This window comes from Adlercreutzia sp. St.1H8 (genome assembly GCF_059728655.1).
Map to the genome: position 1 here is coordinate 136,342 of NZ_AP039376.1, position 23,882 is coordinate 160,223.

Here is a 23,882-nt window from a genome sequence, read left to right on the forward strand (position 1 = left end):
TATAAGCTTGCGACGGTCGTGCTGCGATCGCGCCTTTGGGCGCTGGCGCGCGGTCGGATCTGCAGGAAATCGAGCGGAAGGATGTCCCATGGACGCACAGGTTTTCAACAAGGCCATCGATCAGTACATCGACGAGCATTGGGAGGAGATCGTCGACGACATAGCCCGCATGGTGGAGGTTCCCAGCTTCGAGGAGCTGGACGAGGCTGCCCCGGGCGCTCCCTTCGGCCCCGGCCCGCGCGCGGCGCTGTCGCAGATTCTCGCCATCGCCGACCGCATGGGCTTCGAGACCACCGACGTCGACGGCTATATGGGATTCGCCGACTTCAAGGGCGCGACCGATACGCAGGTGGGCATCATCGGCCACGTCGATGTGGTACCGGCGGGCCCTGGCTGGCACTTCGACCCCTTCACCGTCACGCTCAAGGACGGCTACCTCATGGGCCGCGGAACGCTGGACGACAAGGGCCCGGTGGTGGTCACGCTGTGGGCGCTCAAGTTCTGGAAGGACCTGGGTGTCACGTTCCCCTACACCACGCGCTTCCTGTTCGGCGTGAACGAGGAGACGGGAATGGGTGACGTGCCCTATTACCGCGAGCGCTACGCTGATCCGGCGTTTCTGTTCACGCCCGATGCCGAGTTCCCCGTGTGTTACGGCGAGAAGGGCGGCTTCGACGCCACTATCACCAGCAAGCCCCTTGACGGCAGGGTGATCGTCGAACTGACGGGCGGCGCGGCCACTAACGCCGTGCCCGGAACCGCAAGCGCTCTCGTACGCGCGGACGCGGCGGAGCTGCCCGCTGCCGAGCGCATCACCGTCACGCCGGAGGGCGACGGGCTTGCGCGCATCGAGGCTGTGGGGAAGAGCGCCCACGCTGCCACGCCGGAGACCGGCGTCAACGCCATCGGGGTGCTTGTGGACTACCTGCTGGCGAATGGCCTGTGCAGCGCCGACGAGCGCGCCTTCCTGGAGTTCGATCAGAAGCTGCTCGGTCACACGGATGGCTCCGGCGTGGGGCTGGCCTGCTCGGACGAGTACTTCGGCCCGCTGACCGTCATCGGCGGCACCATCGCGCTTGAGGACGGACGCATCGTGCAGACCATGGACAGCCGCTGGCCCACGTCCACCACGCCCGAGGGCATCACGAAGGCCGTCACCTCGCTCACCGACCCCATCGGCGCCACCTTCGAGAACACGCTGCTGATGGATCCGTTCCTGGTGAAGCCGGAATCCCCGCAGATCCAGGCGCTGCTGGGTGCGTATCGCGAGGTCACGGGCGACGAGGAGCGTCAGCCCTTCACCATAGGCGGCGGCACCTACGCGCGCGAGTTCACGAGCGGCGCCAGCTTCGGTCCCGAGCGCACCTGGCAGAAGCAGCCCGACTGGGTAGGCGGCATGCACGGCCCCGACGAGGGCATCAGCGAAGAGGATCTGAAGACGGCCCTGAAGGTATACGCCCTGGCCCTCGACAAGCTGAACGCCATCAAACTGTAGCGGAGCCGAGCGCGGAAGCAGGAGGCGCAGCCCCGCGCCCGCAGATGCGGACAGCAGGCGGGGCGTGCGGCTCCCGGTGGGGCTGTGGGTAGACGTGTGTGAGGCTGCGGACGGCTGGCCTTCACCTGGGCGCAGGCATGCGGACGGCGGGCGGGGCGTGCGAGCCGTTGGCCTTCGCCCAGGCGAGGGAGGCGTGCGCGGATGGGTGAGCCGCTTCCGCACGGCGCTAGCCGGCGCGCGGCTCCCCTGGGCGGGCCGCGCAGGCTCCCGGCGAGACTGCGGGCAGGCGTGCGATCTCGTGGACGGCCCACCTTCGCTCAGGCGGGGGCGTGCGGACAGCGGACGGCGGCGCGGCTCCCGGTAGGATCGCGGGCAGATGCGGGTGCGGGCAGGCAAGTCGTCCGCAAGGGGCTCTGGCTCGCGGGCAGACGCGGATGAGCGTCCGGACTGCGTGCTGCGACGTGCTGGCGCGGTAGCCTCAGGTTGCGTGCGGCGTGCTGGCGCTGGAGCGTGCGGGTTGCGGACGGACGCGCGGGGGGGGGCGGATGCGGGCGCATGCCCCATTCGCTCGTCTCGCACGAGACGCATGGCGGGTCGCGCGAGCGGCTGTGCGTCTTGCGGCGCTCGCCCTGCGCGGCGGATGTCTGCTCGGGCGGGCGCTTGCCCAGGCGCCCTCTTCCCGTGGGCGAGTGTTTCACGTGAAACATTCGCCCACGCTTGCGTCGCAGGCGCTACGCCCGGATGCGTTGATTGTCGCTATCGGGGAAAACGCGGGGCCCGCGAAACTCGGCGGAGAATTCGCCGCTTCCGGCGGCAACCATGCGCGGGTGCTATATAATAGGGCGGAATAACTGGTTCGTTTCTCGAGTTTGGAGGCAATCGTGCTTAAAGCCATCATCGTTGATGACGAGGCGCCCGCGCGCTCCGAGCTGCGATTCCTCCTGAACGAAGTCGGCGGCGTGGATGTGGTGGCCGAGGCGGCGAGCGTGCGTGAGGCCATCGAGAAGCTCAAGGAGTATCCCTGCGACGTCATGTTCCTCGACGTGAACATGCCGGAGGCCACTGGCCTGCAGCTGGCCGAGGCCCTGCGTCACCTCAAGTTCCCGCCTGCGGTGGTGTTCGTCACTGCCTATAGCGAGCACGCGCTTGACGCGTTCAAGGTCAACGCCATCGACTACCTGGTGAAGCCGGTCGAGACCGAGCGCCTGGCCCAGGCCATCGCCCGCGTGCGCGAGCAGGTGGCCCTGCACCTGCAGGCGCAGAAGTCCGAGCGCATCCCGGTGGAGAAGGGCGGCAAGAAGATCCTCATCGGCATCGACAAGATCCGCTTCGTCATGGCGCGTGACGACTACGCCTACCTGCAGACCGATGCTGATCGCTACTTCAGCACGGTTAGCCTGGCTCAACTGGAGAAGCGCCTGGATGGTCATGGGTTCTTCCGCGTGCACCGCGGCTACCTTGTCAACCTGTCCATGGTGGAGGAGATCGAGTCCGTCTCCGGCGGCACGCTGCTGCTCACCCTCAACGGCGTGGAGGAGAAGATCCCCGTTTCTCGTCGACGCGTCTCTGCGCTCAAGAAGGCCCTCGGCCTCTAGCGCCTGCGCCGCTTGCCCTGCGCCGCCTGCGCCTGGCGGCCGCGTTGCACTGTTGGGCGGCCCGCGAGCCCCTGATCTTGCACGCCCGCGACTCTGCGCCCTGCGAACCGCGAGCTCTTAGCGCGCGGCTTCGCGATCCCGCGAGCTTGCGGCCTCGCGGGATCGTCGCTAGCATGCTCGCAACCCTGCTCGCCGCCCCGCACGTCCGCCAGCCTGCTAGCCCGCAGGCTCGCAAGGCCGCAGGCTCGCAAGGCCCCATGGCCTGCAGGCCACACGTTCGCAGGTCACACTTCCGCAGGCTACGCGCCCGTACGTCCGCAGGCCACACGTCCGCAGGCTGCGCGCCCGTACGCCTGCAGGCTGCATGTCTCGTATGTTCGCAGGTCGCGAGGCTCGTAGGCTCGCGTGGCCTGCAGGCCAGCAGGCGGCTTTTCAGCTAGCACAACCGCAGACATCCCAAAAGCGCCCGGTTCCGCCGGGCGTTTTTTCGCGCACAAATGTTTCACGTGAAACATGCGCACGGGGCTAACTTCTTTTCACGCCCTCGCTGGCGCTGTTTGTTCTATCTGTTATAGTATATCTATAACAATAACAAGCCGAAGGAGGGCCTATGAAAGCCAGGAGCGTTTCCGCTGAGCGTCCGGTGCCGATGCTGGAGGTGTGCGACTTCTCGAAGTCCTACGGCGAAAAGCTGGCCGTACGTGATGTATCGCTGTCTGTCATGCCGCGTCGCATCTACGGCTTCGTGGGGCCGAACGGCGCTGGCAAGACGACGCTCATCCGCTCGATAGTCGGCGCGCAGAGCTTCGATGCGGGCGATATCCACATCGCTGGCCTGTCGGTTCGCAGCCATCCCGTCGAGTGCAAGTCCCTCACCGCCTACGTTCCCGATAACCCCGACGTTTACGGGTTCCTCACCGGCGCGCAGTACCTAGCCTATATGGCCGACATGTTCAACGTGGCGTCTGACGTGCGCGATCAGCGCATACGGTGTTACGGTGACCTGCTCGGGATGACCGATCGTCTGGGCGAGCTTGCCAGCGCGTACTCCCATGGCATGCGACAGAAGCTCGTGCTCATGGGCGCGCTCGTCCACGAGCCCAAGCTGCTGGTGCTCGACGAGCCGTTCGTCGGGCTTGACCCGCAGGCGTCCTACAACCTCAAGCAGATCATGGCAGAGCTCGTCGGCCGTGGCTCGGCCATCTTCTTCAGTAGCCACGTGCTGGAAGTGGTAGAGAAGCTGTGCGACGAGGTGGCCATTATTCGCGACGGCACCATCGTTCGCAGCGGCCCCACCGCCGAGGTGTGTGGCGAGGGGGGACTGGAAGAGGTGTTCCTCGATCTAGCGGGGAGCGCTGCCTCGGCTGTTGACCCGGCCCCTGCCGAGCATGCCCCTGCCGCCTCGCGTCCGCGCCGTACGGGTCGAGGGGGTGGCCGCCGTGCCTAAGCTGGGGGCGATGCTGCGGGTGCAGTTCCTGGGGATGTTCGGAATCAACCGCGTCATTCATGCGGGGAGCGGGGCCGACCGGATCCGGCTGGTGGCCCTCGCGGCGCTATTCGTGCTGATCGGCGCCTTCGTGGTAGCCTACGCGTACGGAATGGGGACCAGCCTGGTGGCGCTGGGCATAGGGGAGGCGGTTCCCGCTTTGGCGGTGGTGGCGGGCTCCCTCTCAGGCGCGCTCGTGACGTTCCTCAAGGCGAACGGCATTCTCTTCGGAGCGCGGGACTTCGACCTGACGGCCTCGCTGCCCGTTCCCCTGTGGCAGGTGGCCCTGTCGCGCCCGGCGGCGATCTACGGGATGAATCTGCTGTGGGCGTTTCTGCTGATGGCGCCGATGTACGCGGCTGCGCTCCCCGCGCTCGGCATCGGCGCGGGGAGCTGGGTTGCGGCTGTGGCGTCGGTTGCGCTCGCACCGCTCGCGCCTATGGCCGTGGCCGTCGCGGCGGCCTTTGGCTTGGCGGCCGCGTCCTCTCGGCTGCGCCATGGTCGTGTGATGGCGGGCGTCTTGGGCGTGGTCGCGGCCGCAGCGCTGGTGGTGGCCATGATGGTGCTATCCGGAGGCATGGGAGCAGATTCCGCAGGGTCGGACGGTGCCGGCGCCAGCGCCAGGGCGCTCTCTTTCGGTGTGGGAGACTCCGCGTCGAGCGAAGAGCGGGTCGCCCTCGGTCAGGCGGCGGCCGCGCTTTCCGGTGGGGCCTGTGCGCTCTGGCCGCCGGCCGCCTGGGCTGCCGCCGGCATCGCGCGCGCTGATGCAGGCGCATTCTCCCTGTTCGCCGCCGTGTCGCTGCTCATGGCCAGCGGAATCGTCGCGCTGCTCGGGCGCTTTCTGCTGCCCGTCAACTCGCTGCTGGCTGCTGGCGGCTCGGCCCGTCGCGCCGCAGCACCCGCCCTTCGCCGTCAGCCGGTTCTCCGCGCGCTCGTTCTCAAGGAACTGCGGGCGGTGGCTGGCACGCCCGTCTGGCTGATGAACGCGGCCATCGGCCCTGTGCTCGCGCTTATCGTGGGCGGAGCGTGCCTAGTGGCGGGGTCGGATGTCGCGGGGCTTATCGCATCGGGCGTTCACCTGCCCGGCGCCTCGCCGGCCGACCTGCAGCCGGTCATCGCCCCGCTCATCGGCGCCCTGGTCCCCTGGGTACTCGCGTTCTGCCTGGCCATGGCGGCAAGCAGCGCCTCGGCGCTTTCGCTGGAGGGCGAGGCTCGCTGGATCATGCAGACCATCCCGCAGTCGCCGGCGGTCATCATGGCGTCCAAGATGCTGGCGAATGTGGTGCTTGCCGTGCCGGCGGGTCTGACGGCAGGCGCGCTGGCCGTCGCCGGCCTGCGCCTCGGCGCCCTTGAGGCCGTCACGTGCCTGGTCGTCCCTGCGGCGGTGGGGCTTTTCGTTGCCGCGTTGGGCGCGTTCCTCAACGGGCGCATGCCGCGCTATGACTGGACGAGCGAGTACGAGATAGTGAAGCGCTCGGCTCCCGTGATGATCGTGCTTTTCTGCAGCATGGCCATGGTGGTTGTCGGAGCCGCGGCCAGCGTGGTCGTTCCTTCGCTGCTCATGCCCGCGCCGGGAGGCCTGCTGCCTGCGCTGGGCGCGCCTACCGCTGTCGTGCAACTCCTCTGTTCCGCGCTGATGTGCCTTGCCGCCCTCCTCTTGGCTCGTCAGGCGATGAAGACCGATCTTCGCGACTAGATCACAGCTTTCTCCCACAGAGCACTTTGAAAACCTCAGTAATTGGTGAACGCAGAGAAAACGGTAATGAACGAAACGCTCTGTAATCTGGTCGTTATTCTCCTTTTACCAAGACGTGTATTTGCGTCATGAGCGCGTGCCGGTCATCTATTCCCTCTCAGGTGCATTCGTGGAGAAGTTATAGTCATATCCAAGTGCGCGGACGCAACAGGCAAGGTGCGTCTGGGCGCCGCTGTCACCGAGGTGGCACGAGGTGTCGAACGGCAAGCGCGCGAAGACCCAAGGTACGAGCAAGAGCGTGTTGGAGAGCGGCGTGGCCGCTCCAGGAGAAGAAGTGGTGGTGCAGCATGAGCGTGCTAAGTCGGTTGGCTGACGCCAGAAACACGGCGGAGGGCAAGGCCCTCTCCGTGATCATGGCGTCGCTGCTGGTTGTGTCGACGTTCAACGTTACGGCGTGGGCGTCAGACGCGGCACAGGAGACCTCTCAGGACGTGGTGACGGAGGTGAGCGACAAGAAGGCCCCCGAGCAGGAGCCTGCGCAGACCCCGGAGCCCGAAAAGAAGCCCGAGGCGAAGGCTCCCGAGGCTCAGCCCGCGCCCGAGGCGGAAAAGCCCGCGGTTGAGGCGCAGCCCGAGGCGGAAGCGCCCGTGGCCGAGACGTCTGGCGATAAGACCACGGCATCGTTGGAGAATCCTGCTCCGCGTCCCGAGGCAGAGCAGCCCGCGAAGGCGCCTGCCGCTCCTGCGGAGGATGAGGCGCCCAGCACCGCGACCCTCAAGCTGCAGGTGACCGGCGCCGAGATTGCCTACGACGGCAAGCCCGTTGCGGCGAATGCGCAGGAGCTGACCGTTCCGTCCGGCGAGGACGCGAAGTTCACGGTTGCGGCCGAGGAGGGTTTCCAGCTGTCTGGCCAGTCCGTGCAGCTGCTGAGCCCCGCTGGCGTCAAGTGCACGCTGGCCCCCAACGCCGCGGGCGAGTACGTCGTCGCCGCCGAGAAGGCGGAGACGGGCGCCACCATCGTCGTGACCGCCGATCCCGTGGCCCAGGAGCCCGAGGCCCCGATCGAGGCCCCGGCCGAGGAACCTGCAGCTCCCGAGGTTGCCGAGCCCATCGCGCCCGTCGCCCCGACGACCCTCGAGACCCCGTCCATCCCCGCTGCTCCCACCACCGAGCAGTCCGAGGCCCTGGACGACTTCCTCGGCATCTTCAACGGCTCTTCGACGCTGAAGGTCGATGGCAAGGAGGTCATTGAGCTGACGGTGGGCGAGACGGTTACGCTGGATGGTAAGAAGTCGTCGGGGTCTCATACTTGGACTGCCGACAAGGGCGGCATTGTTGAACTTGGGAACGCGGATAAGCAGTCGGTTTCCATCAAGGGCGTCTCTGCTGGTGAGGTTGCACTCACCCATACTTATGGTTGGGGTTGGGACAAGAAAACCGAGACCATTACCATTGTGGTGAAGGAGGCGGCTCCAGTCGCTTCGAAGATTACCTTCAATGCCAATGGGGCTACCGGCTCAGTGCCCGCTGACATCGAAGGCCATGCGGGCTCTTACGTTACGCTTCCTGCGAAGCCCGCTGATCTCGTGCGTGATGACTACGAGTTCCTTGGCTGGTGCACCGGCGCTGATGCGAGTGGTGTATGGGACGGCAAAAACGGAAACATAAGTGGTCGTTACCCTCTCTATGGCGAAGGGGAGGCCGTTCAGCTTGAAGAGGGGGCTTCCACCCTTTATGCTGCATGGGCTCAGACGAAAGGCGATACGAAGGGAAAGATCGTCGCTGCGATTATCTTCTCTGAGGATTTCATTCCTGCCGAACCGGGCATTTTTGCGGGAAACGGCTTTGATTACGCGATGGTAAGTGGCTTTGAAAAAACAAATGCCAATCTGCTTGAGTATTTTTCCCCGGCTGTGACCACTGTTGGCGTTGACAATGTGAACAACGCTCTGACTCAGAAGGCAAAGGATGAGCTCGAGGCTGCCGTTAAAGCGCAATTCCCCGACTACAATCCTGAGACCGATTATCTTGCCTGGCATGTCATCAAGGATCAGCGTAATGATAATCAGTGGCACATCGACGGCACCATTCAGAAAAAAGGAACGGTAAAGCTGGAATATGACGGTAACGGCGCAACGTCGGGTGCGGCCCCCAATGGCCAAACGGCAATCGTGGGTACGTCGGTGACGGTGTCAGGCAATGTCAACAAGCTCGTGAAACCCGGCTTCGATTTTGTTGGTTGGAACACTGCGAGCAACGGATCCGGCATCTCCTATGAGGCGGGTGCTCAGCTCGTCCTTGGTGAGAATGTTACGCTGTATGCGCAGTGGTCTCCCAAGACTGCAGTGCGCATTTCCTATGTGACCACTGTGGGTGGGTCGGTGACTAGGGTTTCTGAGTTCCTCAATCCCGAGACAGGCGTGGCGAGCGGCTCGAAGGCAATTCCCGAAACCGGTTATGAGTTCCTCGGTTGGTTTGAGGGTGATACGAAGGTGGCAGATTCCCTTGAGTTTGTGCCCGAGAAGCCCGAGTCCGGTTGGGTCACAGCTACCTACACTGCGAAGTTCGCCCCCAAGCATGATGTCAAATATGAAGTTAAGCATTACACGCAGAACCTCAGCCGTGATGGCTATGAGCTGATGGATACCGAGACGCACAATACGGGCGTCACCAATGAGACGGTCACGGCTGTGCCCAAGAAGTATGAAGGCTTCACGCTGAATCCCTCTGTTGCGGGCGCCATGCCTTCCGGCGTTGTCGTCGGGGATGGTTCCCTGGTGCTGAAGCTTTACTATGATCGCAACACTCATACGGTAACCTATCAGGTGACTGGTGGTTACTTCGCCAACGACGCCCTTGTGGTGCAGGAGAATGTACCCTTCGGCACTAAGCTCTCTCATATCGAGAACGATATGCAGAAGCAGGGTTACATGTGGAGCGGCTGGACGGGCCTTCCCCAGACTATGCCCGATGTGGATGTGGTAGTTACGGGCTCTTACACACCCGCTGACAACACCGCCTATACCGTGAGGCATTGGTTCCAGAACGTGGACAACGATGAGTATGCGCAGGATCCCTCGCTCGCTCCCGACGAGGATATGACAGGCACTACGGGCGGGATGACGGCCGCTGCCGCCAAGACCCTCCCCGGCTTTAAGGCCCAGGCTATCGAGCAGGAGACGATTGCCGCTGATGGCTCCACGGTTGTGGATGTTCACTACGATCGTAATGTCTACACGGTAACCTATAGCTACGGAGAAGCTCCTGCTGGCGTGAGCGCGCTTCCCGAAGCGGCAGCACACCGCTACGGTGCAGAGGTGACGGTTGCTCCTGCTGCCACGGCTCCGGGCTACACCTTCACCGGCTGGGATCGCGGGGACTTCAAGATGCCGGCCGGGCCCGTGACCATCCGAGGCACGTGGGAGGCCAATCCCGCCAGCATCCAGTTCGTGGCCAACGGCGGCTCCGCTGTTGAGACCATGGACGGCGCCACCGACGAGCCGATCGCGGACACCGCAATGCCCGAGACGACTCGCGAGGGATACGTCTTCGCTGGTTGGTACGCCAACGCGGATCTGAGCGGCGAGGCTGTTGAGCAGCTGCCGAGTTCCTATCCGGTCGGCACCACCACCTACTACGCTAAGTGGGACATTCGCACCGATCTGGGCTATACGGTGAACTACTACCGTGATGCCATTGAAGAGGACAACCTGATCACATCCGAGACGGGTGCTGGCGCCTTCCAGGCCGCCATTCCCTACGACGTGGAGACGAACGTCCCCTACGGCTTCACGACCGAGGGCGCTACGGTGACGGGTCAGGAGACCATCACGGCCGATTCCGATGCCAACGTGCTCAACGTCGTGTACCCGCGCAACGCCTTCTCCATCGCGGCAACCATTGACTCTAACGGCGCTATTGCCGGCAACCCCAACCAGACGGTGCAGTACCAGGGTTCCTCTGAGGCCATCAGCTTCTCGGCCAACCCGGGCTATCGCATCGACCACGTGGTTGTCACCAAGGAAACCGCCGACGGCGAGACTACGGACAACCTGACGCCGACCGGCACGGCTCTGGATTACACCTTCGACGCTATCGACAGCGTTGAGGGCAACTACACCGTGCGCGTTGTCACCGCGCCGCTGGATGCCGTCACGCTGACGGTTCCCAGCGCGACTAAGACCTACGACGGCCAAGAGCTGGCCGCCCAGGCCTTCACCGTGAACGGCCTCCCCGAAGGCTACGCGGTGACCGGCAACGTGGTTGGCTCTCGCACTAACGTGGGCACCACGATTGCCTCCGTCGATATGGACAGCGTTGTCATTCGCGACGCCTCTGGCGCCGACGTGACCGACCGCTTCCGCAGCTCGCTGCTTCAGACGGTTGGCACTCTCACCGTCAACCCGGCTCCCGTCATGGTGACCGCGGGTGACGCCGCTAAGGTTGCCGGCGAGGCTGATCCGACGTTTGCCGCTGAGGTGAGCGGGCTCGTCAACGGCGAGTCGGCTGACCTTATTAACTACACGATGACTCGCGAGGCCGGCGAGGACGTCGGCACGTACGCCGTCGTACCTACGGGCGCTGCCATCCAGGGCAACTACGAGGTGACCTACGTGCCGGGCACGCTCACCATCTCGGCCGCCCCGGTGGTGCCGCCGGTGCCGACCGATCCCACGACGCCGACCGACCCGACGACGCCGACTGATCCGACGGTGCCCGTCACGCCGCCGACCGGCCCGACGGTGCCCACCACGCCGGCCCCCGCGCCGACGCCGGCCCCGACCCCGGCGCCGGCCGCTCCGGCCCCCGCAGCCCCCGCTGCCGCCGGTCCGGCTCCGGCCGCTGCCGCCGTGGTGCCCGCCGCCGCTGCCGTCGTGCCGGCCGCAGCCGAGGTCATCGCCGACAACCCGACCCCGCTGGCTGACGCTGGCGACCTCGACACGGCGCCTGTCGCCGAGGTCATCGCCGACGACGAGACCCCCATGGCTGCGTTCGACCACCCGCAGTGCTGGGTGCACTACTGGATCTTCCTGGGCATTCTTCTCACGCTGGCCTATGCCATCGGCGTGATCGCCCGTCGCATGAACTACGTGCGCAAGATCAACAAGTTCGAGGACGACCTGCCTGGCGGCCAGTCCACGGGTGACGCCCGCGTGACTGCTCCCCTCGCCGGCGGAATGGAGGCCTAGCATGCGCAAGAGCAACTGGATCATTCTGGCGGTGCTGGCCTCGGCCTCGGCCTTCTTTCTGTGGCTGTGGTACTACCTGAACTTCAGCCTGGTGGACAACCCGGTTGACCTGGCGTTCACCATCGTGTGGTGGGCTGCCATCATCGCCGGCTGCGTGGGCATCCACCTGGCCGAGCGTCGTCGCCAGGAGCGCGTGCGCACGGCCTTCCTGGCCCCCGGCCTCATCTACAACTGCGAGGCCGGCATGGTGCCGGTGGAGGCGGGCTCCTCGGCGGTTGACAAGCTGCAGCAGACGCTTGCCGAGCTCAGCTACAGCTTCGACCTGCAGGACGACCCGGCGAGCAAGCGCGTGCGCTTCAGCCACATCGTCCGCACGGCGAAGTTCGCCGACGAGGGCAAGACCTGGGAGGGCGAGGTAGTCTCCGTGGTCTACCCCAACGCCGCCCCGCGCTCCTTCTCCAGCCGCGATGAGCTGCTGGCCATCGTGGAGGGCGCCCCGGCGTAGCCTCCGCACCAGAGCAGAGCGAATGAGCCAGGGGAGGCGGCCCGCAGGTCGCCTCCCCTGGCTGTTTTGATAAGTAGAATTGCGAGATTACTGTCCTGTCTGCGATAAGAATCACCAGTTCAGTTGCGTATGGCTCCCGCAAGCCGCCTCAATATGATTACCAATGATAAAAAGACTTAGGCCCAAAAGGGTATGTACCTTTTGAACTTTGCGCCGGCGTCTTCGTCCTCTTCTTTTATCAGTTCGTTTTCGCAGCACTCTCTCAGAAGTCTAGACATGGCGAGAGTGTTCTTCCTCTCTGCCTCCAGACCAAACCGTTCGCGTAAGGACTGGTTGCTCATGGATTCGCCTTGAGCGTACATCAGGCAGCAGTGCCAATAAAGCGCATTGATGCGTTCGTTCTTGGTCATCTTTCTATAGGCTCCCCCTTTGAAAAGGGTTACCTTCGTTCCGGTGTCCTCAGAGCTTTCGATGCGAGGCGCAAGCATATGGATTTCCTCGCAAGCGGCAACGGCTCTATCCCAGCCTGTGCCGCCCTCCTCGCATAGATCCATCTGCCTCAAGGCCTTAACCAGGCGATCGTTCCTTGTTTTTGGCTGCGCATTTAGCACTCGATTAGGCGGAATAAGCGATGCGCCGGGATTATTGAATTCGATTCGGTTATCGTAAAGACTTACAAACGGGCCTGAAGTGGTGACGGTCATATCTTGATGGATAACTGTGTTAACAAGCAGTTCGCGAATTGCTGCCTGTGGGTACGCGTGCTGTATTTTCCTAAACGCACCGTCGGTGAGTTCCTTAGCTGGAATAGACGTCATTATGTAGTCTTCTGCTTTCTGCAGAGCGGTTGCATAGCCTTCATCAAAGAAGCGGTCGTCTAGGATCGACAAGTTGGCCTTTCCTTCAAATTTGACGATGCGAAGGGCTCTTTTGCGAAGGCCAGGGAAGGCGCTGACTTTTCTTGCCAAGAGAAGGGCGCCAAGATTGGTTATAGCAAGCCTGCCGTTGTCCAGTCGCTTGAGGATGTCTTGCTCAATAAGCGGTCGGAATGTTGCCTCTGAATCTGTAGGCCTCTTTAGTCCGAGAAGGGAGAAGTAGACGTCAGTGTTTAAGAGTTCGAACACATCAGCGCTGGCGAGATCCTCCAGAGCCGCCTGCGTTTCAAAGCCGTAGCGCTGGAGCCTTCTCCAGAGCTCTGCCTCTTTCGATCCTGGCTTTAGATGCGTTGTGCTAGATCCTTCACGTATATAGGCAATATTCTTAAAGTAGACTGGCTGCTCTGCTGCGGCAGAGATCTTTAGGACGACGAAATGGAGTCCGTTATTCTCTACAGGAATAAACTCATAGCTTGCGTTGCTCGACATCATGGTGGCGAGCCAAATGCTGAGATACTGATTTCCCTCAGCTCGCGCGTTCAGATAGCTAAAAGAGGAGCCTATTAGGGCATGAGTTTTGTCTTCTACGCCCCAAATCTTGTAGGCAAAATCCTTTCCGTGGTAGGCGGCTGAGTTTGCAAGCGCCGAAATGTCCTTTCCAATTCGATCGGCGTCGTTATTGTTGCTTTTGAATTCTATCCACTCTGTTTCATCTGGATACCCGATGAGGGAGTAGATAAGCTCCATGGGGTCTGAGGCGCTCACGATTCTCCTTAATCTTAGTTGATAACTAAATGATAACTAAATGATAAGTAGAAGACAAGAATTGAGGAAAGCGCCTTTATATAAAGAGCTGAGTGAGCGCAGTTGATAAGTAGAGACCGTTTGGCGGGGATACGTCGAGAGCCGAAAAGACCAGATCAGACAAGCGTCGCATACTTGCTTGCGTCATTTTTGATTATGCACGATAAATAGAAATCCGGCGAGCAAGCGCGTGCGCTTCGGCCACATCGTCCGCACGGCGAAGTTCGCCGACGAGGGCAAGACCTGGGAGGGCGAGGTGGTCTCCGTGGTCTACCCCAACGCCGCCCCGCGCCCCTTCTCCAGCTGCGATGAGCTGCTGGCCATCGTGGAGGGCGCTCCGGCGTAGCTTCCGCACCAGAGCAGAGCGAATGAGCCAGGGGAGGCGGCCCGCAGGTCGCCTCCCCTGGTTTTTGTCTCGCCCTGAAAAAATGCCCATCTTTGCGGTCATGAATGTAATGGTTATGTGATTTTAGGTTGCACAAACAATCAAATTTTCGTACCGAACGCCGAAAAAAGAGGCCTGGGAAGTTTTCGGACTTTTCGTAGGGAAACCGTTACCGATAAGATGGTAATTGGACTATTCCCTTTGGCAGAGGGACGAGTCGCTCTACGCCCGTCTGCAGGCAAACAGCCGGACGTCGAGCACGGCTATTTAATGCGATAGGGGGCGGCGGCTCCGCCCTGAAGCAGGAAAGACCGGTGGTGAAAAAATGAGCGTGTTAAGGCGACTGGCCGATGCCCGAAGCACTGTCGAGGGAAAGACCCTCGCCGTGCTGATGGCGGCGGTGCTGGCGACGTCGATGTGCGGCATGCCAGCATGGGCTGACACCAAGGCGGATGCCTCCGCATCCCCGAAGGCGACGCAGGCTGATGGCGGCCAGGCGGGGAAGGGCTCCGACGCGCCTGCTAACCCCGTCATCTCGCTGAGCCTGGGCAACGGCTACCTCGTCTACGGGGCCGGTCAGATAGTGAAGGCCCCGGCCACCAAGGTGACGGCCGTGGCGGGCAAGGACTTCAAGTTCGTGCCCGAGGCCGACAAGGGCTACAAGGTGGCCTCCGTTTCCTACGCGGGCCTCGACCTGTATCCCACCTCCACCGGCGAGTACGTTATTCCCGCGTCGAAGCTGGTCGACGGCGCTCGGCTGACGCTGGTCACCGAGAAGGTGAGCACCGCCACGAGTGCGCCGAGCACCACCCTGAGCGGCCAGACCAGCGTCCCGGGGCAGAACCCGGGCGCCGCGGTGTCCGAGGCGGTCACGCAGTCGGGCGAGATCACCCAGCAGTTTGCCATGAGCACCTTGGGGGAAGACCCCGAGCCCGAGACTCCCGCCGGCCCCGCTGCTCCGGCTAAGCCGCAGATCATCGACAATGGCGTCGTGAAGATGGAGAAGAACGCCGCCCTCACCCTCAAGTCCGACCGGGGTGACTTCGCCCATGCCTGGACGGTCTCCGACCGGGAGGTCGCCCTCGTGTCCGGCGAGCGTAACGTCGCTATCGTCAACGGCATGGAGCTGGGCGACGCCACCATCACCCACACCTACGCCGAGTACGCTGAAGATGGCGTCAAGTGGCAGACCCGCAGCGAGCAGTGGACGGTGAGCGTCGTCGAGCCGCAGACGCTGGCTGACACCGAGGGCGAGTCTGCCGGCGAGCCGGCGGCTGCCCCCGCGGATTCCGCGGAGGACGCGAAGACGCCAGCCGATGCCTCTTCGGGGGATCCTGCCGAGAAGCCTGCCGCGTCTTCCGCGCCGGAGCAGCCGGCCTCCGAGCCGGCCGAGCAGGACGACCTCGTCGACCCCGGCGAGCCCGATGACGACTTCCCCATGCCGAAAACCTACCGCGTTTTCACGAAGTACTCCTACCACGTGGCCGACGGCGCGGATGCCACCCAGCTGCCTGAGGACATCGAGTCGCAGACCCTGCGCGCCGGCGATACGTACAGCCCCGTTGCCGCTCCCGCCCTGTCGGGCTACGTCACCGACTACCAGCCTGAGCCCATCACGATCGTCGATCGCGACGTGACCGTCAACGTCGTCTATCATCGGGACGCCAACGGCAACGGCACTCCAGACTGCCGCGAGTTCTCCGCTGTCGTCGACATCGCCGGATGGACGTACGGCGAGCATCCGCGCTCTCCGCAGCCGAAGGTCGCCATCTCCTCGCTGAGCGAGGCGGACCAGGACGACTTCGGCAGCGCCAACGTCTCCTACAAGCCCAAGGGTGCCGCCGACGACGCCTGGGTTGAGGATCGTCCGGTCAACGCCGGCGAGTACACGGCCCGCGCCGTCTGGAACACCGAGCGCTTCGGCCAGATCGTGGCTGTGGAAGACTTCACCATCGCTCAGCGCCCGGTCACGCTGACCAGCGCCAGCGAGGAGCGTGCCTACGATGGCACCGAGCTGCGCAACGCCGAGGTGGTCGTCGGCGGCATGGGCTGGGCCAACGGCGAGGGCGCCTCCTTCGAGGTGCAGGGCGCCGTCACCAACGTCGGCAGCGCCGAGAACGTCTTCACCTACGCGCTGAACGAGAACACGCTTGCGGAGAACTACGCCATCTCCACCGTCTTCGGCACGCTGACGGTCACGCAGGTTGCCGCTGAGGATCCCACCCTGATGGTGCACGCTGAGTCCGCCGTCAAGTTCTACGACGGCACGCCGCTCACGGCTGGGTTCTCCCTGGAAAACGGCGTGCTCGCCGAAGGCGACTGGCTGGACGTGACGACGGCCGGCGAGCAGACGGACGCCGGCGCGTCCCCCAACACGATCACGGCCTGGTGCGTGCGCAACGCCGCGGGCGATGATGTGACGGCCAACTACAACATCGCCGTCAGCGAGGCACCTGGCACGCTCACGGTAGAGCCGCGCCCCGTGACCCTGACGAGCGCGAGCGCCTACAAGCTCTACGATGGCCAGCCGCTTACGAACGACGCCGTGACCGTTGGCGGCCGCGGCTGGGTTGAGGGCCAGGGCGCCTCCTTCGAGGTGACCGGCGGCCAGACTGAGATCGGATCGTCCGCGAACACCTTCGACTACACGCTGAACGAGGGCACGAGCGCGAACAACTACGCCATCACGAAGGTGGAGGGAACCCTGACGGTCGGCAATGCCGATGCCGTGCATGAGGTGACCGTTCAGGCCAAGAGCGGCTCGTTCACCTACGATGGAACGACGCAGGCGGTCGAGGGCTTCGAGACCCTGCAGTTCGTCATCGACGGCGCCACCTACGACGTGGAGGGCCTGACGGCCCGCGCGAGCGCCGTGGATGCGGGCGAGTACCCGGTGACCGTTACCGGCACGCCGGTGGTTAAGGACTCCGAGGGCGACGATGTGACCCACCTCTTCAACGTGAAGACGGCCCCCGGCACGCTCTCTATCGCCAAGCGCGGCGTCACGCTGGTCAGCCCCGATGCGGAGAAGGCCTATGACGGCACGCCGCTCGTCAGCCAGACCGTGCAGGTCAAGGGCGATGGCTGGGGCTTCGGCGACGGAGCCACCTACCGCGTGACCGGCAGCCAAACCGCCGTCGGCTCGTCCGCCAACGCCTTCTCCTACACGTTGGACGCCGGCACCAAGGCCGACAACTACCTCATCTCCCAGATCGAGGGCACGCTCACCGTCACTCCCGCTGATGCCGAGCACTCCATCGTGCTCGTGCCCAACACGGGCTCTGCCCTGTACGATGGGGCGGAGCACACGGTGGAGGGCTTCCGCGTCAAGGGCTTCGAGGGCACCAGCTTCGTCGTTGACGGCAAGACCTACACGGTATCGGGCATCACCGTCGGCGCCTCGGGCGTGGACGCCGGAACCTACGAGGCGAAGGCCTCTGGTACGCCGGTCGTGACCAACGCCACGAGCAATGACGTGAGCGCGAGCTTCGCGGTGACCGTCGAGCAGGGTACTGCGCTCGAGATCACCAAGCGCACCATCACGCTGACGAGCCACGATTTCAGCAAGCAGTACGACGGCACGCCGCTCGTAAACACGAATAGCATGGTCAGCGTGGGCGGCGATGGCTGGGCTAACATAACCGAGGGCGCCACGTACTCCTTCACAGGAGCCCAGACGCTCGTGGGCACTTCGGAGAACTTCTTCACCTATGAGCTGAACGCCAGCACCAAGGCGGACAACTACCGCATCATCACGGCGTACGGCAAGCTAACGGTGCTCAACCGCGATGCGAAGTACCAGGCGACCGTGGCCGGCGCCTCCGCCGAGGTGGTCTACGATGGCACTGAGCAGGTGCTGACGGGCTTGGCGGGCGAGCAGGTCTACACGCTGGGCGAGGGCGAGGCCGCCAAGGAGGTCAAGGCGGTTCAGGTGAGCGCTGGTGGCCTCACCTACTATGTTGCCGGCCTTGAGGCGCGCGGCGCGGGCAAGGACGTCATTGCGGGAGGCTATCCTGTCAACGTCACGGGCTCTGCCATCGTCTACGACGCCCAGGGCAACAACGTGACCGACCAGTTCGCCGTAACCACGACGCCCGGCACGCTGACCATCGACAAGCGGCCGCTCACGCTGAGGTCGGCCGATCTCAAGAAGAACTACGACGGCACGGCGCTGACCAACGGCGACGCGAAGCTGGCGGTCGAGGACGGCTGGGCCGCGGGCGAGGGCGCCAGCTACCAGTTCTCGGCGAGCATCACCCGCCCCGGCACCGTGACGAACGACTTCGCCGTCACGCCGAACGGCAACACCAACCTGGACAACTACGACCTGACCATCCAGGCGGGCACGCTTGAGGTGGCGAACCCAGGCGCCCAGACGCTCGAGGTGTTCGGCAAGAGTGCCTCGTTCACCTACGACGGTCAGGCGCATGCGGTGTCTGGCTTCGTCGGCCAGGACGAGAACGGCACCATCACCGTCCGTTGGGGCGGCGAGGACGGGCCGGTCTATCGCATCACGGGCCTGCCGGCAACCGCCTGGTATGCGGAGGCCACGAACGTGGCGCTTGACCAGGACGGCCCCGCGAGCGCCGCAGGCACCATCGCCTACGAGCCTGATCAGGTGGTCGTCTACGATGAGAACGGTGAATGCGTGAACGACCTCATCGTCGTTCGCCCCGTCGCTGGCAAGCTGACCATCGAGCCGCGCCCGATCACCTTCACGTCGGCCAGCGCCGAGAAGCCCTATGACGGCACTCCGCTGACGAGCGACGCCGTGGAGGTCGGCGGCGAGGGCTTTGCCGGCGACGAGGCCGTGGACTTCGAGGTCACCGGCTCCCAGATGCTGGTGGGCACGTCTCCCAACACGTTTGCCTACAAGGCGAAGGACGGCAGCGGGTTCATCGAGAGCAACTACGCCGTCACCAAGGCGGAGGGCTCGCTTACGGTGACGCCTGCCGACGCTGAGTTCGCCGTCGAGCTGACCCGCGGCTCCTCCACCGTCACCTATGACGGCCAGGAGCACGAGGCTCCCGACTTCGAGGGCGAGCGCGGCACCGTGACTGTTCCGGCGAAGGACGGCCAGGACGCCCACGAGGTAGCGGGCATCTGGGCCCAGGCTCAGAACGGCACGCGCTTCCTCGTGAACACCGACGGCTACCAGGCCGGCACCGCCAAGAACGCGGGCACCCACTTCTTTGGCGCCACGGGCGTGGCGGCCGTGTTCGACGAGGCCGGCAACGACGTGAGCGACCAGGTGGCCGTGGTCGTGGGCGGCGGCGCGCTCACCATCGAGAAGCGTCCCGTTACCCTGGCGAGCAACATCGACGCCAAGGTCTATGATGATGAGCCCCTCGTAGGCACGAGCGTGGTGGCCGTGAATGACGCCGAGGGCGAGGGCTGGGCCGAGGGCGAGGAGGGCTCGTACCTCTTCACCAGCTCCCAGACGAATGTCGGCAGCGTCCCCAACCGCTTCGAATGCGTGTCGAACGCCGCTACCGACCTGGCCAACTACGACGTCACCATGGAGAACGGCACCCTGACCGTGGTGCCGCAGAGCATCAACCCCGACGATCCCACCGAGATCAACCCCGACGATCTGACCCAGGCCGTGTACACGGGCGCGACGGTGGAGGCGCCGGCGTCGCCCACCTACAACGGCCAGGCCCAGGAGCTCGTGCCCGTCGTGCGTGCCGCCAACGGCCGCGTGCTGCGCAACGGCTCCGACTTCACCGTGTCCTACGCGAGCGAGCCCGTCAACGTGGGTACCGCCTCCGCCATCGTGAGCGCCTCCGCGCCCAGCAACTACCGTGGCGCGGTAGCCTGCGAGTACGAGATCTTGCCGGCGCCGGTGCGCATCATCGTCAACCCGTCGGCCAAGTTCTTCGGCGATGACGATCCGCAGGGCTATGGCAGCTTTGCCGTCGAGGGCCTCTTCGGCAGCGACACGCTGGGCAACGTGACCCTCAGCCGCATCGGCGATGACGAGGCGGCGGGCACCTACGAGGGCGTCATCGACGCGACGGTCGCCCAGCAGAACGGCAACTACGTCGTGACGGGCGTCGAGCGGGGCTCGTTCACCATCGCGCCCATCGAGGGCAACGCGCTGCTGCTTCAGAACGTGGCCGGCGCCGACGGCTTCACCAAGACCTACGACGGGCGCCCGGCCGTCATCCAGGCCCGCGCGCTGCAGCCGGATTCCGAGATCTGGTTCTCGGCCGACGGCACGCTCGACAACTGGACCACCGACCTGCCTGACTTCGTGAACGCCGGCACGTACCAGGTGTACGTCCAGGCGACCCACAACAACTTCGCGCCCACCCAGCCGGTGCTGGCTACGGTAACCATCAGCCCGGCCATCGCCACCATTGCAGTGGACAACGCCGCTAAGGTGGCCGGCGAGGCCGACCCCGAGTTCACGGGCACCGTCACCGGCCTGGTGGCGGGCGACGCGCTCGAGAAGCTGGCCTATAGCCGCACGGGCGACGATGAGGCCGTGGGCACCTACCCCGACACCCTGACCGCCACCTACTACCCCAACCCGAACTACAGCGTGCGCGTGGTGCCGGGCACCTTCGCCATCACGGCGCCGGCTGCGCCGCTCACGGCGTCTCCCCTGGGCGGCAGCACCCCCACCCCGGGCGTTGCGCCGGACGACGGCCCGCTCGCGACGGTCGCCGGTCTGCTGGCTAGCCCGTTCGAGACGTTCATCGGCAACGACGAGACGCCGCTGGCCGAGACCATCAGCGATGACGACGTGCCGGAGGCCGCTTTCGACCACCCGGTGTGCTGGGTGCACTTCTACACGTTCCTGGGCATCGTGGTGACGCTGATCTACGGGGCTGCCTGCATCGTGCGGCGCCTGCGCGGCGCTCGCGGCGTCGCCGACCTGGAGAACGACCTGACCTCCAGCGGCCGTCGCCCGCAGCGGGCAACCCGTCCCACGACGGCTGCGGATAGGGCGGAGGCCTAGCCGCCGAGTCGGATCGGGCCGCGTTCGGCGGCTATCGACAGAGAGCTGAGAGAGGGGGCGCCTTCCGCACGGGGGCGCCCCCCTCCTTTCGTCGTTGCGGGAGGGTGCGGGGGCGTGCTAAATCCGATAGCGGGGACCAGGGTTTCACGATGGCAACTTGCGCGCACCAAGAAAGGAATAGCGGTCACGAGCGTTCCCGTTGGGAGATGGGCGGTCTGGACGCCGGTTAAAACGTCTACCATGAAGAGGAGAAGCACTCGAAGGAAACGGTTGAGACGTACGTTTCCAAGCGCCGCGGGCGGCACGATCGCAGAAGCTGCGAGCCAGGGAGCCGATGCGCCCCGAGGAAGAGGCATCATGAGAGCCGCAAACTGGACAATTCCCGTTATCGTCACAGCGTCGACGCTGTTCTACGTAGGCGCGTGCTTCTTCATGGGAGCGGGCCTGCTGGTGTCTCCGGCAGGAGTCGTTCTCTCCGTCGTGTGGTGGCTTGCCGTGGTGGCCTGCTGCGTGGCCGTCTTCATCCTCAATCGGCGCCAGTAGCGGATCGGTGCCGGCGGGCTCTTCGGGAGGTCGTGTACGTTACCGGCAGCCGTGCACTTATTACAGGCGATAGCGCCCCGCGACGCCTTCCCTCGCGTGTGCTTCGGCCGTGTGCGGGTATAATAACCTCCAGGATACACGGGGGCTCTGCCTGGTTTTTGAGGGAGTTTCTTGAGCACGCTTCAATATACGGTTCAACGCGTTCTCGGCGCCGTCCTGGTGGCGGCGCTTCTCGTGTCATGCCTGGCTCTGTGCGCCTGCGGCGGGGGCGGCGGCTCTGCCTCCGCGTCTACCGGTCCCGGTGGATCGTCCGCGCCTTCGGATGAGGGATCCGGCGGAGGCGACGACGGGGGAGAGACCTCCGGTCCCGCCTACGTCCCGCCCGATCCCGTGCCGATGTCCAGCTTTGACGCATCTGCCGCCATTACGAGCGCGGGCGGCTCCATCGACGTGTCGTCGGCGAGCAAGGGCTACGTGGGCGCGTCGGCCGTCAACGACAGTCGCCTCAAGTTCCAGGTGGTGCGTGGCGAGCGGAGTTACAACTACGACCTGCCCGGTGATGGCACGCCCATCATCTGCCCCATCAACATGGGGGATGGGGCCTATACCTTCCGCATCATGCAGAACACGAGCGGCTCAAGCTACGTCGAGGTGGCCTCGGCCACGGCGGATGTGAAGCTGGAGAGCGAGTTCGCTCCCTACCTGGTGCCCAACGTATTCTGCAACTACACGCCCTCAAGCGCGGCGGTGACTCAGGCGCGCAGCCTGGTCGCCGGCGCCCAGAACGAGGGCGAGGTCGTGCGGGCGATCTACGACTGGGTGGTGGACACCATCGCCTACGACAAGGCCAAGGCCGCCGAGCTGGCCGACGCCACGGGCTACGTGCCCAACCCGGACTCCACGCTCTCGTCGCGCGAGGGCATCTGCTTCGACTACGCCTCGCTGGCCGCGGCCATGTTCCGCAGCCTGGGGATTCCCTGCCAGATAGTGACGGGCTACGTCTCGCCCGACAACATCTACCACGCGTGGAACATGGTCTACATCGACGGACGCTGGGTATCGGCCCAGATAACCGTGAACCCCGACACGTGGACGCGCGTCGACCTGACCTTCGCGGCAGCGGGGGCGGGCGGCACCATCGGGGACGGAACGACCTATACCGACCGCTACGTCTACTGACGCGCGGCCAGGCGATAACGGAGGGCCCCGCTCGGCGGGGAGGAGAACGAAGGAGCGAAGGAATGAGCAAGTCTTTGCTGGAAAGCAGCGCGCTGAGCGCTTTCTGCGAGAGCACCGCGCTCATGCTGTCGGCGGGCATCCAGACCGACGAGGCCGTGTCGATGCTTTCCGAGAACATGGAGGACAGCGCCTTTAAGCGTGCCTGCGACCGCGTCTACGTCGGGCTCATCAGCGGCGCCACGCTCTCCCAGGCCATGGAGGCCTCGGGGGCGTTCCCGCGTTACGCCGTGGATATGGTGGGCGTCGGCGAGGCGTCGGGCCGTCTGGAGGAGGTGCTGCGCTCGCTTGGCGTCTACTACGACGAGGAGGACCGGCTGTTCGCGAAGATCCGCTCGTCCATTGGGTACCCGGCGGCGCTGCTGTGCCTGATGAGCGTGATCCTGGCGTTCACCGTGGCGGTCATCCTGCCCGTGTTCGTGGGCGTCTACGACAACCTGGCCGGCGGCCTGACCACGGGCTCGTTCAATGCGGTGGCCGTCTCCATCGGCATCGGCTGGGTGGCGCTGGCGGTGACGCTCCTGTGCACCGTGCTGGCACTGGCGGGGGTTATCGCCAGCCGCAGCGAGGGCGGTCGCCAGTCCATCATGCGCCTGTTCGAGAAGATTCCCTTCACGCGCCAGGCCATGTACCAGCTGGCGCTCTCGCGCTTCACGTCGGCGGTGGCCATCTACACGGCCTCGGGCGTGAACACCGACGACGCCATGAAGGAGGCGCTCGCCACCGTCGAGCACGACGCGCTGTACGAGAAGGCTGCCGCGGCCTACGAGGCCATGATCAGCCCCGTCACCGCGAAGAGCCTGGCGCAGGCCATCGGCGACCACGGCGTGTTCGAGCCGGTGTATGCGCGCATGCTCACCATCGGCTCGCGCTCGGGCAGCCTGGATGCGGTGCTCGACCGGCTGTCAGGTACCTTCTTCGACGACGCGGTGGTGCAGATCGACCGTGTGATCGATGCCACGGAGCCGGCCCTGGCCGCCTTCCTCACCGTGGCCGTGGGAGCCACCCTCATCTCGGTCATGCTGCCGCTCATCGGCATCATGGGATCCATCGGGTAGGCTGCCATGTACCACGAGCAGACAACCCGAGACATCAGGCGCAGGCGC

At 64.7% G+C, this 23,882-nt stretch carries 12 protein-coding genes; 11 read left to right on the forward strand and 1 reads right to left on the reverse strand.

Annotation, left to right across the window (positions count from 1 at the left end; translation table 11 throughout):
* Nucleotides 1-88 precede the first annotated feature (88 nt).
* The 6 genes from AC6I0Y_RS00590 (at nt 89) to AC6I0Y_RS00615 (ending at nt 11,966) form a co-directional block, all read left to right on the forward strand.
* A complete protein-coding gene (locus AC6I0Y_RS00590; protein WP_160709636.1) occupies nt 89-1,495 on the forward strand; it encodes a Sapep family Mn(2+)-dependent dipeptidase in 1,407 nt (468 codons plus the stop codon).
* 881 nt (nt 1,496-2,376) lie between these two features.
* The gene (locus AC6I0Y_RS00595) at nt 2,377-3,090 is read left to right on the forward strand and encodes a LytTR family transcriptional regulator DNA-binding domain-containing protein (protein WP_160709638.1); all 714 of its coding nucleotides are present in this window, start codon (nt 2,377-2,379) and stop codon (nt 3,088-3,090) included.
* Nucleotides 3,091-3,700: 610 nt separating this feature from the next.
* Complete coding sequence (locus tag AC6I0Y_RS00600; RefSeq protein WP_497732225.1) at nt 3,701-4,537, forward strand: ABC transporter ATP-binding protein; 837 nt, start codon at nt 3,701-3,703, stop codon at nt 4,535-4,537.
* Complete coding sequence (locus tag AC6I0Y_RS00605; RefSeq protein WP_497732227.1) at nt 4,530-6,272, forward strand: hypothetical protein; 1,743 nt, start codon at nt 4,530-4,532, stop codon at nt 6,270-6,272. The genes AC6I0Y_RS00600 and AC6I0Y_RS00605 overlap by 8 nt, the downstream gene beginning before the upstream one ends.
* A gap of 347 nt (nt 6,273-6,619) precedes the next feature.
* Nucleotides 6,620-11,461 carry an InlB B-repeat-containing protein gene (locus AC6I0Y_RS00610; protein ID WP_497732229.1) on the forward strand — a complete coding sequence of 1,614 codons (4,842 nt, stop codon included), beginning with the start codon at nt 6,620-6,622 and terminating at the stop codon, nt 11,459-11,461.
* 1 nt (nt 11,462) lies between these two features.
* On the forward strand, nt 11,463-11,966 hold the full coding sequence (locus tag AC6I0Y_RS00615) for a hypothetical protein (protein WP_497732231.1): 504 nt from the start codon (nt 11,463-11,465) through the stop codon (nt 11,964-11,966).
* A 176-nt stretch (nt 11,967-12,142) separates the two neighbouring features.
* Here AC6I0Y_RS00615 and AC6I0Y_RS00620 read toward each other — a convergent pair whose 3' ends face one another.
* Nucleotides 12,143-13,606 carry an ATP-binding protein gene (locus tag AC6I0Y_RS00620; RefSeq protein WP_497732232.1) on the reverse strand — a complete coding sequence of 488 codons (1,464 nt, stop codon included), beginning with the start codon at nt 13,604-13,606 and terminating at the stop codon, nt 12,143-12,145.
* Between the two features lie 229 nt (nt 13,607-13,835).
* Here AC6I0Y_RS00620 and AC6I0Y_RS00625 point away from each other — a divergent pair, with 229 nt between their 5' ends.
* The 5 genes from AC6I0Y_RS00625 (at nt 13,836) to AC6I0Y_RS00645 (ending at nt 23,834) form a co-directional block, all read left to right on the forward strand.
* On the forward strand, nt 13,836-13,991 hold the full coding sequence (locus AC6I0Y_RS00625) for a hypothetical protein (protein ID WP_497732234.1): 156 nt from the start codon (nt 13,836-13,838) through the stop codon (nt 13,989-13,991).
* Between the two features lie 370 nt (nt 13,992-14,361).
* Entirely contained in the window at nt 14,362-20,997 is a 6,636-nt protein-coding gene (locus AC6I0Y_RS00630) for an MBG domain-containing protein (RefSeq protein ID WP_497732235.1), read from the forward strand.
* Nucleotides 20,998-21,354: 357 nt separating this feature from the next.
* Complete coding sequence (locus AC6I0Y_RS00635; RefSeq protein ID WP_497732237.1) at nt 21,355-21,540, forward strand: hypothetical protein; 186 nt, start codon at nt 21,355-21,357, stop codon at nt 21,538-21,540.
* A gap of 171 nt (nt 21,541-21,711) precedes the next feature.
* Nucleotides 21,712-22,719 carry a transglutaminase-like domain-containing protein gene (locus AC6I0Y_RS00640; RefSeq protein ID WP_497732240.1) on the forward strand — a complete coding sequence of 336 codons (1,008 nt, stop codon included), beginning with the start codon at nt 21,712-21,714 and terminating at the stop codon, nt 22,717-22,719.
* Nucleotides 22,720-22,781: 62 nt separating this feature from the next.
* On the forward strand, nt 22,782-23,834 hold the full coding sequence (locus AC6I0Y_RS00645; RefSeq protein WP_497732242.1) for a type II secretion system F family protein: 1,053 nt from the start codon (nt 22,782-22,784) through the stop codon (nt 23,832-23,834).
* Nucleotides 23,835-23,882: the final 48 nt, after the last annotated feature.

Coding starts and splice junctions, on each gene's coding strand:
- AC6I0Y_RS00590 (WP_160709636.1), top strand. CDS start 89: ATGGACGCACAGGTTTTCAACAAGGCCATCGATCAGTACATCGACGAG.
- AC6I0Y_RS00600 (WP_497732225.1), top strand. CDS start 3,701: ATGAAAGCCAGGAGCGTTTCCGCTGAGCGTCCGGTGCCGATGCTGGAG.
- AC6I0Y_RS00610 (WP_497732229.1), top strand. CDS start 6,620: ATGAGCGTGCTAAGTCGGTTGGCTGACGCCAGAAACACGGCGGAGGGC.
- AC6I0Y_RS00615 (WP_497732231.1), top strand. CDS start 11,463: ATGCGCAAGAGCAACTGGATCATTCTGGCGGTGCTGGCCTCGGCCTCG.
- AC6I0Y_RS00635 (WP_497732237.1), top strand. CDS start 21,355: ATGAGAGCCGCAAACTGGACAATTCCCGTTATCGTCACAGCGTCGACG.
- AC6I0Y_RS00645 (WP_497732242.1), top strand. CDS start 22,782: ATGAGCAAGTCTTTGCTGGAAAGCAGCGCGCTGAGCGCTTTCTGCGAG.